Annotated in this window: 15 protein-coding genes; 4 read left to right on the top strand and 11 right to left on the bottom strand. The window is 69.1% G+C overall.

The window, feature by feature from the left end:
* Positions 1-829: 829 nt before the first annotated feature.
* The 5 genes from AC5P09_RS44845 to AC5P09_RS44865 form a co-directional block, all read right to left on the bottom strand.
* Positions 830-2,626, bottom strand: a complete 1,797-nt coding sequence (locus AC5P09_RS44845) for an ABC transporter permease subunit (protein WP_493879446.1) — start codon at positions 2,624-2,626, stop codon at positions 830-832.
* A gap of 6 nt (positions 2,627-2,632) precedes the next feature.
* Positions 2,633-4,156, bottom strand: a complete 1,524-nt coding sequence (locus AC5P09_RS44850) for an ABC transporter substrate-binding protein (RefSeq protein WP_493879447.1) — start codon at positions 4,154-4,156, stop codon at positions 2,633-2,635.
* 457 nt (positions 4,157-4,613) lie between these two features.
* Positions 4,614-5,378: a transposase gene (locus tag AC5P09_RS44855; protein WP_493879448.1), complete on the bottom strand. Its 765-nt coding sequence runs from the start codon at positions 5,376-5,378 to the stop codon at positions 4,614-4,616.
* Positions 5,379-5,448: 70 nt separating this feature from the next.
* Positions 5,449-5,673, bottom strand: a complete 225-nt coding sequence (locus AC5P09_RS44860; RefSeq protein ID WP_493879449.1) for a hypothetical protein — start codon at positions 5,671-5,673, stop codon at positions 5,449-5,451.
* A gap of 269 nt (positions 5,674-5,942) precedes the next feature.
* On the bottom strand, positions 5,943-6,569 hold the full coding sequence (locus tag AC5P09_RS44865; RefSeq protein WP_493879450.1) for an ATP-binding protein: 627 nt from the start codon (positions 6,567-6,569) through the stop codon (positions 5,943-5,945).
* A 229-nt stretch (positions 6,570-6,798) separates the two neighbouring features.
* On the opposite strand from AC5P09_RS44865, the gene AC5P09_RS44870 reads away from it, so the two are divergent.
* Positions 6,799-7,197, top strand: a complete 399-nt coding sequence (locus AC5P09_RS44870; protein ID WP_493879451.1) for a hypothetical protein — start codon at positions 6,799-6,801, stop codon at positions 7,195-7,197.
* On the opposite strand, the gene AC5P09_RS44875 is transcribed toward AC5P09_RS44870, so the two are convergent.
* Both AC5P09_RS44875 and AC5P09_RS44880 read right to left on the bottom strand, forming a co-directional pair.
* The gene (locus tag AC5P09_RS44875) at positions 7,194-7,778 is read right to left on the bottom strand and encodes a GNAT family N-acetyltransferase (RefSeq protein ID WP_493879452.1); all 585 of its coding nucleotides are present in this window, start codon (positions 7,776-7,778) and stop codon (positions 7,194-7,196) included. The genes AC5P09_RS44870 and AC5P09_RS44875 overlap by 4 nt on opposite strands.
* Positions 7,779-7,800: 22 nt before the next feature.
* The gene (locus tag AC5P09_RS44880) at positions 7,801-8,253 is read right to left on the bottom strand and encodes a DUF5707 domain-containing protein (protein WP_493879453.1); all 453 of its coding nucleotides are present in this window, start codon (positions 8,251-8,253) and stop codon (positions 7,801-7,803) included.
* 316 nt (positions 8,254-8,569) lie between these two features.
* Here AC5P09_RS44880 and AC5P09_RS44885 point away from each other — a divergent pair, with 316 nt between their 5' ends.
* A complete protein-coding gene (locus tag AC5P09_RS44885; RefSeq protein ID WP_493879454.1) occupies positions 8,570-9,310 on the top strand; it encodes a hypothetical protein in 741 nt (246 codons plus the stop codon).
* A gap of 244 nt (positions 9,311-9,554) precedes the next feature.
* On the opposite strand, the gene AC5P09_RS44890 is transcribed toward AC5P09_RS44885, so the two are convergent.
* Together AC5P09_RS44890 and AC5P09_RS44895 are read right to left on the bottom strand one after the other, a co-directional pair.
* Positions 9,555-9,809, bottom strand: a complete 255-nt coding sequence (locus tag AC5P09_RS44890; protein ID WP_493879455.1) for a deazapurine DNA modification protein DpdA family protein — start codon at positions 9,807-9,809, stop codon at positions 9,555-9,557.
* A gap of 247 nt (positions 9,810-10,056) precedes the next feature.
* Entirely contained in the window at positions 10,057-10,809 is a 753-nt protein-coding gene (locus AC5P09_RS44895) for a TetR/AcrR family transcriptional regulator (protein ID WP_493879456.1), read from the bottom strand.
* Between the two features lie 132 nt (positions 10,810-10,941).
* Here AC5P09_RS44895 and AC5P09_RS44900 point away from each other — a divergent pair, with 132 nt between their 5' ends.
* A complete protein-coding gene (locus AC5P09_RS44900) occupies positions 10,942-11,901 on the top strand; it encodes an ABC transporter ATP-binding protein (protein ID WP_493879457.1) in 960 nt (319 codons plus the stop codon).
* Positions 11,894-12,637 carry an ABC transporter permease gene (locus tag AC5P09_RS44905; protein ID WP_493879458.1) on the top strand — a complete coding sequence of 248 codons (744 nt, stop codon included), beginning with the start codon at positions 11,894-11,896 and terminating at the stop codon, positions 12,635-12,637. Before AC5P09_RS44900 ends, AC5P09_RS44905 begins: the two co-directional genes overlap by 8 nt.
* Here the strand turns inward: AC5P09_RS44905 and AC5P09_RS44910 are convergent.
* Positions 12,634-12,981, bottom strand: a complete 348-nt coding sequence (locus tag AC5P09_RS44910) for a DDE-type integrase/transposase/recombinase (RefSeq protein ID WP_493879459.1) — start codon at positions 12,979-12,981, stop codon at positions 12,634-12,636. The two genes, AC5P09_RS44905 and AC5P09_RS44910, sit on opposite strands and share 4 nt — an antisense overlap.
* A complete protein-coding gene (locus AC5P09_RS44915; protein WP_493879460.1) occupies positions 12,900-13,370 on the bottom strand; it encodes an IS3 family transposase in 471 nt (156 codons plus the stop codon). Before AC5P09_RS44915 ends, AC5P09_RS44910 begins: the two co-directional genes overlap by 82 nt.
* Positions 13,371-13,524: the final 154 nt, after the last annotated feature.

The raw sequence follows: 13,524 nt of genomic DNA on the forward strand, positions 1-13,524 counted from the left end.
CGAGCTTTCCGGCGGCCGGCGGCCGCCGGCAACGTATTGCCGTCGCTCGTGCGGCCGTGAAGCAACCGATGTACACGGTGCAGGCCAGGGCCGCCTGCTCGGTCCGGGCCAGGAAGATCAGGACGATGCCCGCCCTCAGCGAGGCGGGACCATCACGGCGTGGAGCCAGCCACGCAGCTTCGGCTTGATCGGCTCGACCAGGTCGGCCGCCCACTCGACCAGGTCGGCGACAGGGCGAGGGTTTTCTCCGGCATTGCCATCGTGTGATCCACGGGGGAGACCCGCTGAAGCGTCCCGTCCCCCTCTCCTTTCATCGGCTCGGGGAAAACGCTTCCGCCGTCGGCGTCGTCGCGGGACACAACTTCCCATCCTGTCTCGGACTTCCGGGCATCATCGGCAACCATCTGATCATGCTAGGAGCCTGCCTGTATCAGCGTTCCCGGAGGTCGGTCTCGTACCGCCAGGTCGCCATCAACGGCTGGGGCCTGTTCGGCCATCAGATGATCGCCGGTGTCGGCGACCCGTCGCGTGTACCTGCCGGGCCGGTGGACGCACGACTCTGTCGCCCCCCGTGGGGCCGCCTGGGAGACGAAGCAGCACCACAGGAGTGAACGCGCTGGTCGGCAGCCCTTTATGCGTGAGCGATGCATGAGCGATGCGTGAGCGGAAGTGCGGCACGAGTCGTCACGACGCGGGATCGCACCTCACGGCGAATGTGTTCTGACCTGGTGGTTCCGGACACCGAGGAACCATCCGCAACCACCCACCACACCCCCACCAGGACTCCTGAAGCGGGTGTCGCAGGTTCGAATCCCGCCGGGGACACAGGTCACCCGCTCCCCAGACGGATACCGCGTCCGCGGGCGCGGCGTCGTACTCCGGTCAGGCCTGATGCCGAGCTGGACACAGCGAGGACGGAGAGCAGGACGAGCGCGCAGGCGGGGCCGAGAACGGTCCAGGGGGCCAGTTCCACGTACGGCTGGTTCTCCGACAGGAGACGGCCCCACTCCGGTGTGGGTGGCTGCTCGCCCAGGCCGAGGAAGCCCAGGCTGGCCAGGACGAGGACCGTGGTGGGCAGTCGCAGGAGGGCATTGCGCACCACGGCGGGCAGTGCCGCCGGCAGCAGATGGTGGCGCAGCATGTACCACCGGCCGGCGCCGAACAGGATCGACGCCTGCATGTGTCCGCTCGCCCGTTCCTGTTCGAGCAGCGCCGCGGTCTGTGCGGCGTACGGGCTCCAGCCGACCACGCACACGGCGCACGCGGCACCCCAGACCGACGGTCCGGTCACCGCGGTCGTCAGCAGTCCGGCGAGGACGGCCGGCAGCGTCGACACCACTTCGGTCAGGCCCGCGCCCACCTGTGCGGCCATACCGAGCCACAGCCCGATGGCGGCGCTCACCGCCGTCACCGCAAAGGCCACGCCCGCGGTGCGCAGGGCCCCGTGGCCCAGTCGGGCGAGCAGATCACGGCCGAGGGGGTCCGTGCCCAGCGGGTGCGCGGCGGAGGGCGGCAGCAGCCGGGCCGCCGTGTCCACGTTCAGGGGATCACGCAACAGCCCGGTGATGACCAGAGTGAGCAGGACGACGGCACAGGTCACGGCGATCCAGCGCGTGGAGCGACGCCGGGGGAGGGCCGGCGGGTGCATCGCGGGCAGGGCGCCGTCCCGGAGGGCGGGTCCGAGAAGAGCGCGGCGTAGGGCCTGGATGAGAAGACCGGCCACGATGCCGAGCAGGACGAGGACCAGCGTCGCGGTCTGCAGCGGCGGGAGGTCCTGGGCCACGGCGGCCTCCAGGGCGAGCCGGCCGAGTCCCGGTATGTTGAAGATCTTCTCCACCGCGACCGCGCCGCCGACCAGGGCCACGACCGTCGGCAGCAGCTGCGGGAGCACGCCGGCCAGCGCGCGGCGCAGCCCGTTGCGGGCTGTGATGCCGGGCGAGAACCCGAAGGCGTGAAAGGTGCGCGCCCATGGCTCCTTGAAGGCGGCGGGCAGGGCCTGGTCGAGCAGACCGCCGATCATCGCCCCGGACGGCACGCCGAGGGCGAGCGCGGGCAGCACCATCGACCGCGGTCCTGCCCAGCCGCTGGACGGGAACCAGCCCAACCACACCCCGCACACGGTGGCGAGCAGTGAGGCGAGCAGGAACTTGGGCAGTGCGGCGAGGACGGCGGCCCCGGTGCCGGCGCGCCCCTGTCGCAGCCGGCGCCGGGATCCGAGGTGGAGAGTGCGGGCGCAGATCAGTGCGGCCACGGCGATCGTGACCACGAGTGCGCCGAGCATCAGCGTGAAGGAGACCGCGAAGGCGGACGTCACCTGGGGCAGGACCGGTTCGCCCGACACCCATGAGGTGCCCGCGTCGCCGCGCGGCAGGCCGCCCAGCCAGTGCGTGAGATGCCGGAACGGCCCCTCGTCCAAGCCGAGTTGTTCGCGTACGGCGGACAACTGAGCGGGGGTCGGATCCTGGTCGGCGGAGCGGGCCCGTAGGACCGTCAGCGCGGGGTCGGTCCCGGACAGCCAGGGCAGCAGAGCAACGGCCGTCAGCAGCGCGGTGCCGGCGACAGCGCGGCCGGCGCCCGCGCGCCACCGGTGCGGTCGGCTGTCGGCACCGGCTGGTATGGCGCTCATACGCTGCTACTTCACGCGAGTGTCGACGTCGATCAGGGAGCGCTCGCGGGGATCGAGGAGCACGCCCTCGACGTCGGCGCTGATGCCCTGTACGACCTCTTCGTGGACCAGGGGCACCACGGCGTCGGTGCGCAGGATCTCCGCTTCGGCCCGCATGATCTTCTGCTGGCGCTGTGCAGTGTCTCCTTCCTCGGCCGCGGACTCGATGGCCTGGTCGACCTTGGAGTCCTTCAGTCCCGCGATGTTGTAGACGCCGTCACTGGTGTAGTCGCTCGCGAGATAGGCGACCGCGTCACCGGTGTCGAGGAGCGTCACCCGGGAGAAGACGAGCGCGTCGTACCTGCCCGCGAGGAGGTCGGCCTCCATCTGCGTGTACTCGCGTACGTCCTGCCTCACGGTGAACCCGGCCTTCTCCAGCTGCTGTTGCAGGACGCTCGCGGCTTCGGGCAGTTCGGCGCGGTTGGTGTAGGTGGCCAGGCGCAGTGTCCTGTCCTTGGTCTTCGACCTGACCTGTGCCGTGGTCGCGGCCTCGGCACGGCCGGTCACCTCGGCACGGTTGTCGGCCGCCCAGGGGACGGCGGGCCCGAACAGGCCCTGCGCGGCGTCGGCGTACCCGCCGAAGACCGAGTCGACCAGGGCGGACCCGTCCACGGCGTCGCGGGCGGCCGCGCGCAGCGTCTCGTCGGTGAAGAGGCCGCTGCCAGTGTTGAGGACCAGGCTGTCGGTGCGCACGGAGGGCACTTCGTGGCGGGTGCCCTTGTCCAGCAGCTTCGCCTGGGCGGTAGGTATCCACTCGGCGATGTCGACGTCGCCGGCGCGCAGGGCGTTGGCGCGGGCGGTGCCGTCGGCGATCCAGGTCACGTCGATGCCGGAGGCCTTGGCCTTGCCGCCCCAGTGGCCGTCGAAGCGGTCGAGAGAGGCCTTGGTCCTGCCGGTGAGCTTCGTGATCTCGAAGGGGCCGGTTCCGGTACCCACCGGGCTCACGGTGCCGTCCTTCGCGTACGCCTTCGGGGAGAGGACACCCAGCGCGGGGCTGGCGAGCCGCAGGGGGAGTACGGGGTCGGCGGTCCTGGTGCTGATCGTGACGGTGTCGGCGTCCTCGGCCTTGGCGGTCAGCGTCACGTCGCTGAGGACGCGGGGCTTGGTCTGTGCCGAGCCCGCGTGGTCGAGCGCGTTGACGACGGACTCGGCGGTGACCTCGGTGCCATCCTGGAACGTGGCCTTGCGCAGCTCGAAGGTCCAGGTAGTGGCGTTCTTCTTCGTCCAGGACTTGGCCAGCGCGGGCGCGGCCGCTCCGTCCTTGTCCAGCGCCGTGAGGCCTTCGGCCACGGAGAGCTTGCTGAGCACGGTGGCGTCATTGCTGTACGGGGACAAGGCCTGCGCCGGCGGCACCGCGAGGGCGACCCTCAGACGACCTGCCGACCCCGCCGCCCCCTCCGTGTCCGAGCCGCCCTCGCCCGACACGAAACAACCGGCCAACAACGGGGTGAGAGCAAGCGTCGTGAAGACGCCACGGGAGGTCGTGCGCATGGAGAGTCCTGTCGTACGGGATGGACGGCCACACCCCGGCACACCGGGGCCGACGGCGAGAGCCGCCAGCATATAAGGGAAGGCTTACCAAATTTCCACCGGGTGAGTGAATCCTCAATCAAAAGGGAGGCCGCCCCCGGCCGCCCGGCGGTGTTGCGTTTCTCGTATCCGGTCCTCGTCGAAGCCAGGAGGCCATCCGGCGGTGATCTTTCACGTAGACGGGTAACGGCCAAGGATCGCCGACCTGCGATTGCACCGGCAGTGCTCCCACACCGCGCGGCACCGTGGTCCGGTGACACCAAAACCGGCTACGGCTACCCCGCCGTCCACGATGGCCGTCCCTGGACGGTGGTGCTCTCTTGAAAATCACCTGCGGTGATACGCGTCGGCGCGGTTCGCGCGGTCTGTTCGCGTGAGGTGTTGGTGACGTCCATGCCGAGGGCAGCGAGTTGGGCGATCAGGCGTCGGCTCTGGCGTTCTTTGCCGAGGCGGTTGGTGAAGTGATCGGGGCCGAGATCGCGGTAGGGCACGAGGTCGTGGAGGATGTGCCAGGCGGCGACGAGGATGGAGTGTCCGACGGCGAGGGTCGCGCGCTTGGCGCCTCGGTGCGGGACCAGCCGCCGAAATTGCGCGCCCAGGTAGGTCGTCTTGCTGTGGGAGGCGCTGGCGCCGGCCATGAACAGGGCGGTCTTGAGCCAGGGGTCGCCGTGACGGGTGCGCCGGACAGTCGTTTGCCGGCTGATTCCTTGTTGGCCCGGACACACTCCGGGTTGCCCGGAAACACTCCGGCCCAGGAGGCGAGGTGTCCGGCGGTAGCGAAACGGCCCATGTCGACGCCGATCTCGGCGATCAGGACCTGGGCGAGGGTCAGGCTGATGCCGGGAATGGTGATCAGCAGGTCGACCTGCTGCCGCAAGGGCTGCAACTGACGGTTGATCTCCTCGCTCAGGCGGGAGATCCGGTTGTCGGCCTCGTCGATGGCCCGCAGCATCGAAGCGATCACGAATGCGTGGTGCTCGTTGAAGTCACCGGTCAGGGCGCGGGTGAGCAAGGGGACCTTGCCCTGCAGACTGCCCACGGCGAGGGATGCCGGCGCCGGCGGGTCCCGTGCGCCTGCCACCAGGGCATCCAGCATGGCCCGCGCCGAGCGGCCGGTGATGTCGGTGTCGACCGAGGACAGCTTAATCCCGGTGTCCTCCAGGAACATCGCGAGGCGGTTCACGTCGCGGGTCCGGTCCCGGACAGTCTCCGTGCGATACCGGGCCACGGTTCGATCCCCTCAGTGGCCTCGATCAGGTAGAACAGCGGCTTCTAGTACGACGCCGTCGCCTCCATGCCGATCGGGCGATCCTGTTCTCCACCAGCCAGTCCCGCAGCTCCAGCAGACCGTCGTTCATCGTGGAGAACGTACGAACTTCATAACGGGCGCGCTTGCCGGTGCCCGGCACCCGGATGCACACCTTGACATCCGCCTTGCCCAAGTCGGCGCCCCCGCACCGTTCCTCGATCACATCCATGTCCCGTCCCCCACCCTTCCTCGCATGCACCAATAGCGGTGCCCGCCCATCAGGGACCACAGGGTTCAAAGAAGCTCTCTTGCGTGCTCGCGGCAACACCACTGGACTCCTGCGCTCGGCCCCCGCGTCCGACTACCAAACGGGCTCAATGTTCGGCACCAAGCTCCATCGACGTCCTCCGGACGGGCACCAGCCCTCGTACCAACAGCAGTTCCGAGTCCTGCTCCCAGCTCGTTTAACCTCCGGGCCCGCGCTCCTCTCGTGCTGAGTCAGCTGCTCCGACCATCGTCGATATCGACGGACAGGTGCGGCCATAGTGTTACGAGCTGCGCCAGTTCGTCCGCGATCGATCCGGCTGCTGTGCGCACGGGCTCGTCGGGGCGGAAGTGGACGATGGTGCCGGTCGTGCCGTCGTCGGCGATCGGTGTGAGGCCAGTCGTGGGAATGCCGTGTTCGTAGCGTTGATTCCAGGCTCCACCTGCACGGCGGTTGGTGTGGACGAGCCATTCGCTGAGCGCCGCAACAACGGACATACCACGGCGTGGGTGGCCATCGGGAAGCAGTTGTGCGTCGGGGTGATCGAAGAATCGAAGGTCCTTTGACGCCATGACCGGCTTCTTTACGGCTCGTCCGTGGTGATCGAAGCGGGTGTCGGTGCCTCGTCCGTCGTCCGCGACCGACACCGATCCGTCGACGTGGTAGGTGACAGTGCAACGCCCTGCGCCCCTTGCTTCCGCCTCGTCGGCTGCGTAAGCGACGACTTCGAGGATCAGGTGCTGCGTACCACTCGGTGCAAAGGTGGCCCAATCGTGCCGGATGCGCGTGAGGTGGTGGATGTCCACGGTGCTTGCCCAGTCGTGCGTTGTGTTGCGCCACGGAACCGTTGATCTGTCCATTCAGGAAGTATCCCAACCACGCAGGCAGGTTCCAGATGCCCGGCCAGCACTACAGACCGCCTCGACCGAGGTTTCATCCGGGGATGCATCTTTGAGAGGACTGGCCCGCGAGTACGACCACCGACCCGACAATGCCCTTCTCGCGCATCTACTGGGCATCCACCGCGAACATGGCCCGCCGCCTCACCACGCCTGCACCAGCCTGGCGCGATGACTTCGTGGCGGCCGCGTGAACGTCATCGAACTTCTGGCAGATCTCCAGATCCGGCAGGACGCGGCCGCCAACCGGGCTGGCGAACCGCGCGAGCAGATCGAGCACTTGAACGCTGCTCTGGCCGAGGCCGAGGCGCGTCTGGCGGAACTTGTCACGACCCGGAAGGTCATTGCGGAACTCGCCCCGACCGGGACCGAATCCGAACCGCCTGAGTTGACCACCGCCTACCAGGTCATCCTGAACGCCTTCAACACCCACCCCGTTCAGGCGTTCCGGGTCCGTGATCTACACGAACTCCTCGGCAGGCCCACCGACGACCCGGCCATGAACGTCACCCGCAGCCGCCTTGGACGCCTCACCCGTCAAGGCTTGCTCACTCAACCTGGACGCGGCCTCTACCAGAGACGGACTTAACGCCGCTCTTCGCGGGCTGGAATCGGCACGGCCGCCGGCCGCCACTCTCGCCTGATCAACCCGAACACCCACGAGTCGGATACCTCGCCGTTCACGACGCAGTCCTCCCGCAACGTCCCTTCACGCATGAATCCGATCTTCTCCAGGACCCGGGCAGATGTCACGTTGCGCGTATCGGTCTCGGCCTGAACTCGATTCAGGTCCAGTGTGTCGAATGCCCACTGCAGCAAGGCGTGCGCGGCCTCCGTCGCGTAGCCGTGTCCCCACATCGCTTCGTCGAGGACGTAGCCCAACGACGCGCTGCGGTAGTCCGGGTTCCATCCGGTCAGACCGCACCAGCCGACGAAGGCCCCGTCAGAAGCGCGGTCGATGGCCACCCGGGCCCCGGTGCCTTCGTCCGCCATCTTCCGGCACATGTTGATGAAGCGTTCGGCGCGGGCCCGTTCGTTCCACGGCGGGGAGTCCCAGTAGCGCATCACGTAGGTGTTGCTGTGCAGGGCGAAGAGCAGGTCCGCGTCGGCGTCGGTGAAGGGGCGCAGTCGCAGGCGAGCGGTGTGCAGTATGGGGGTGGCCAAAGTCATGCGCTTCACCTGCGTGTCTGGATCACTCAACGGTGAAGTCGGCCGCCTTGGTGTCCAGGGTTGTGTCGCCGTCCTTGGCGGTGGCCAGGACGGCGACGTGCCACAGACCGCGCGGGGACGCGTCGGCTTCGGCGCGGGTGACGGTGACGGTATAGGTGCAGGGCACGGTGTCCTCACCGGACGGCTTGCAGATGGCCGACTCCACGGCGGCCATGTCCTTGGCGGTCAGCTGCTGCTTGGCGAAGGACGAGTTCGCCGGCCAGGCCAGGACCTTGACGTCCTTGATGCCCGAGGACGCCGTGACGTCAGTGGTGAAGGTGAACGAGCCGCCGCGGTCGCCGTCGGGGGCGGCGTAGCGGGCGGTGCTGTGGGCCACAGAAAGAGGCTGGTCCCCGGCGTGGGCGACGGCGAATGCTCCGGCACCTGCCAGCACGGCGACACCGGCGGCCACGGACAAAACGATACGTCGCGCCATGAGAAATTCCCCCGATAGGCTCAGCTGGATCAGACCGGCGCTCTCGGCTGCGCCGTAGCACCAATACTGGCCGCGCAGCGGGCACAGGGTATGAGCACACGTACTCAACCCAGGCCTGAGTAAGGCCAGTTCGGCTCGCTGAGTGTCACTGAAGCAGGATCATCTTGCGGAGTAGTTCGAATCCGGCTCGCCCGTAGAGTTGCCTTTTGATCTTTTGATGCGGTTCAGGCGCTTTCGGTACCGTCGGAGCCTCCAATGCAGGGTGAGTCCGGCGGTCACGGCGCCGAGGTCCCGGAGCAGGTGGAGGGCGACGTTGGTGAGGCCGGGCAGTTGGCACTGCGCCTACCTCGACCTCGACCCGGACGCCGGCCCGCAGCCCGGCGAGCCCGCCGACACGGCCGCCGTCGAACTCCTCGACCACCTCTGCGACGTCGTCGTCACCGCCGTCGCACCCGACGCGCTGGAATTCCTCACCGGCCAGCTCCCCGAACCCACCAGCGCCTGGCTGCTGGGCTGCGCCCTGCGCCTGGCCGGCGTCGACGACGGCGCACGCTTTTGGTGGCAGTACGCCGCCGACGCCGAATTCACCCCGGCCGCCTACTGCCTGTCCCTCTACCACCGCGCCCGCGGAGAAGCCCACGCCGCCGCCTTCTGGCACGACCAGACCGGCCTGGACGCGGCCAACGCCTCCGACACCTTCATCGTCTCCGGCATCTGCCCGCCCGAGCACCAGCTGCGCTTCGACGCCAGCATCTCCACCGTCCTGCGCATCCTCGGCCGCCTCACCGCCCGCGGCTCACGCACCCGCCGCGCCGACGCCATCACCAACTACACCGCCAACGCCGTCACCCGCGGCTACCGCCGCTACCCCGGCGTCGAAATCCCCGTGCCCGGGCCCCGCTTCGCGGACCGCATCCGCTTCATCCTGTCCGCCACACCGTCCTGGACCCGCCACGTCCCGCGCACCTTCAACACCGGCCTGCCCAGCCGCAGACGCAGCTCCCACACCAACGGCGCACCGGCACATGACACTGCGGTAGAAGTCACCAGCGGATGACCACGACGGCGGCCTGGGAGCGGCTTCCGGAGCCCCGCCCCGCGGCTGTCATCCGTGCGACGGAGGAGGCCCCGCAGCGGAAGAGGGACGGTCACCAGCCAGTCCCGGAACCTCAGCAGGCTCTCGAAGCCCGGCTGCAACCGGACACCGCTGGAACGGCATGTACGGGGCATGAGAACACCGCGCCCCGTGCCTGGACGCGGGCCAGGTAGCGACCGACCGAACGAGCGAACCTGAAAGCCCGTCAGCCCGCCCGGACCAGCTGATCAGCACATCCCGCACGCCGGGGGAACCTCAATCCCGTCGCGGAACTGCCGCAGTTCGCGGACGAGGCGTGCGAGCCGATCGTCCAGCCGCCGTGGTTGTCGAGTTCGGAGAACGCGGCTGAGTCGTAGACCCAGTCCTCGGCGGCACGCGGGAGCGTGGCGCGTCCGGTCAGCGGATAGCGTGAGACGCACATCGGCACGCCCCAGGTGGACAGCTGTCCGCTGTCATCCAATCGAGGCGTTTGACAGCGAACCCAGTCGTTCGGGCTTCCTTGCTGGAGGGCCTGGCGGCCACGGGCTGCCAGACGGTTCCTTGCGGATCACCTTCCACCCTCCTGAGGCGCGGGAGGCCGCTACCGCCGCGGTTGCCCCGGCGGGGCGGGTACGGGCTGACAGCCTGTCTGGCACCTGAGGACGAGCCTGCAGGGCGACGTGCGGTGCGTCGGGCAGGGTGCGGATTGGTGATGCGGAGGAAACGCCCTAACCGCGCCGCCCGATCAGCGCCGCCACCCCGTCGAGCACGACCCCGAGGCCGAACTCGAAGTCCGCGTCCGGCTCGTCCGCCTGGTCCAGGGCATCGGATTCGAGGACGCGCGTGACGGCCGGGTGGCATTCGGGGTCGGTAAGGATGGCGAGGGTGCGCTGGTAGCGGCGCAGGACCTCGTCGGGGGCGTGGCCGCTCGCCGTGTGCGCGGCATCCAGATCGGACATCAGCGTCGCCTCGTTGCGCACATAGCCGCTGACCAGCATGATCACGCCGAGTTTCGTGCCCTCGTCGAGCCCGGTGCCGTCGAGGGTCGCGAGGCCGTACTCCATCCACGCCACCGACTTCGGGCTTGCGGGTGGCCCGGAGATGGGGATCCGCAGGAGCCACAGGTTCTCGTGGAAGAACGCGCGCTGCGCCCGCGCCCACCGGGTCAGCCCCGCGCGCCACCCGGCCCCGTCGGGCAGCGGTTCGGGGGGCGCGGGCGTGACCGCCTCCTGCATCAGGATGTAGAGCTCGTCCTTGGCTCCGACGTACCGGTAGAGCGACATCGGCGAGACGGTGAGCTCCTTGGCGACGCGCCCCATCGACACTGCCCCGATGCCTTCGGCGGCCGCGACGCCCACCGCCGCGGCCACGATGCGGTCCAGGCTGATCCCGGGCTTCGGCCCTTTCGAGGGGCGGGCCCTGAAACCCCAGGCCTTCGCGAGGCTCGGGGGCAGGCCGGTGTCCTCGTCCGCCGCCGCCATCCGCGTCGCCTCCCTCTGCGTACCCGGGACCGTTCCTCGGGCCTCCGGCTTGACGCACATCCTAGTTCTGCGTAACCCTTACACGGTAATGCGTAAGGATTACGCAGTAAGTAGTCATGGAGAGGCGAGGCCATGCCCGACGCACCCGCCATCGAGGCCACCGGCCTCCGCAAGACCTACGGAGAGGTCGAGGTCCTGCGCGGTCTCGACCTGGCCGTCGCGCGCGGCACCGTGCAGGCCCTGCTCGGCCCGAACGGCGCGGGCAAGACCACCACCGTGCGCATCCTGGCCACGCTCACCGAGGCCGACGTGGGCACCGCCAGGGTCGCCGGGCACGACCTGCGCACCGAGCGGGCCCGGGCCCGCCGCGCGATCAGCCTCACCGGCCAGTTCGCGGCGGTCGACGAGATGCAGACCGGCGCGGAGAACCTGCGGATGATGGCCCGGCTCGCCCGCACCCACGGCGGCGCCCGCATCTCCCGCACCGCCGCACGCACCCGGGCCGCCGAACTCCTCGACCGATTCGACCTCGCCGACGCCGCCGACCGCCTGGTCAAGACCTACTCGGGAGGCATGCGGCGGCGCCTCGACCTGGCCGCGTCGCTGGTGGGCCAACCCGAAGTGATCTCTCTGGACGAGCCGACGGCGGGCCTCGACCCGCGCAGCCGCCAGGAGCTGTGGAGCGTAGTGCGCGAGCTGTCGGCGCGGGGCACGACGGTCTTCCTGACCACCCAGTACCTGGAGGAGGCCGACCGGTTGGCAGACCGTATCGCCGTGCTCCACGGTGGCGAGCTGGTCGCCGAGGGCACCTCCGAGGAGCTGAAGCGGCGCGTCGCGGGCCATCGGCTCGACGTCGTCCTGACCGACCCGGCCGCCCATCTGCGCCTGGCGTCACAGGCGGTTTACAGCGATCCCGAGACCCGCACCCTGGGCTTCTTCACCGACGGCGGTGCGCCCCAGGTGCGGGCACTGCTCGACGTGTTGGACCCCGACGGCACGGTCATCGAACGGTTCTCGCTGCGCACGGCCACCCTCGACGACGTCTTCCTGACGCTCACGAAGCCCGCACAGCAGGAGCCCAGCCATGTCTGACGCACTCATCATGACCGGCCGCTCCGTCCGGCTCAGCCGCCGCAACGTCGACGCCCTGATCATGGCCATGGCGCTACCGGTGATGCTGCTCCTGATCTTCGTGTACTTCTTCGGCGGAGCCATCAACACCGGTATGGAGTACGTCACTTACGTCGTCCCCGGCGTCCTGCTGCTGTGTGCCGGCTTCGGCTCGGCCAGCACCGCCGTGGCCGTCACCGAGGACCTCAAGGGCGGCATCATCGACCGCTTCCGGTCCCTCGACATCGGCGGCACCCCCATCCTGGCGGGCCACGTCCTCGCGTCCACGGCCCGGAACCTGATCGCCACCGCCCTGGTCTTCGCACTCGCCTTCACGATCGGCTTCCGTCCCTCGGCCAGCCCGGGCGGCTGGCTCGCCGCGATCGGCATCCTGGTCGCCTACATCGCGGCGCTCTCCTGGCTGTCCGCCGCAGTGGGCCTGCTCGTCAAGTCCCCCGAAGCAGCCGGGGGTTTCACCTTCTTCGTGAGCTTCCTGCCCTACCCGAGCAGCGCTTTCGTGCCGACCGACACCATGCCGTCGTGGCTCCAGGGCTTCGCCGCCCACCAGCCTGTCACCCATGTCATCGAGGCGGTACGCGGACTGCTGCTCGGGCAGGCGGTGGGCTCGACGGGGTGGGTGGCGCTCGCCTGGTGCACGGGCATCCTCGCCGCCTCGGCGGCCGCTTCGGGAACGCTGTTCAAGTGGCGTACGGCTTAATACTGCAACGGTGCTTGTCGTGCCGACCCCGCCGAAGCGTCCTGGACCCCGAACACTCCGCAACGACCCGATGAGGTGCAGTGTGATGACAGACGTTTGTCCACGCAATCCCCGATGAAGCCCATGGAGGGCAGCAGGCCGGAGGCGCGGGCGCGTTCGGTGAATGCCCAGGACCCGAACTGCACGCCGTGATCGGAGTGGATGATGGTGCTGCCCGGGCTCGGGGAGCGGTTGCCGATGGCCCTGGCCAGGGCGTTGGTGGTCAGGGCCGCGGTGGGTGAGGCGTCGATCGACCAGCCCACGACACGGCGGGAGAACGTGTCCAGGACGACCGCGCAGTACACCTTGCCCTCGAAGGTAGGTGTTCGGTGATGTCGGTGACCCACAACTGATCCCGGGCGTGACGGGTGAAGTTCCGCTCCACCAGATCCGCGACGGACGGGGTCACGTGCTTGGCGCGGGGGCGCCGGTTGCCGGGTAGGTCGTGCAGGCCGGCGCGCTGCATCAGCAGCTCCACGGTGCCGTGGCTGACGTGAATGCTCAGCCCAAGGCCGAGCTCGGCGTGCACCCGGCGCGAACCGTAGGTGCCACGCGAGGCGGTGTGAATGCCGACGATGGCCTCGGTCAGCCAGGCGTGCTTGACCAGGCGGTTCGACGGCTGCCTCGCGCACCAGGCGTAGTAGCCGGACTCCGCCACGTGCCACACCCGGCAGGCGAGCTGCTCGCGGGCCATCACGTGGATGGCTTCGAACCGCCTTTTGGGGACGTTGCCTTGCCCAGCAGCTTGGCGGCCCGGCGGTGGATGGCCAACTAGGGGGTGTTTCGAAAGTCCTGTGCGGTGCCCGCGGTGTCCGGTGCGTGCTCTCGGCGTGCCGGACGAAAGCCCT

The sequence above is a fragment of the Streptomyces sp. a15 genome (assembly GCF_059026085.1).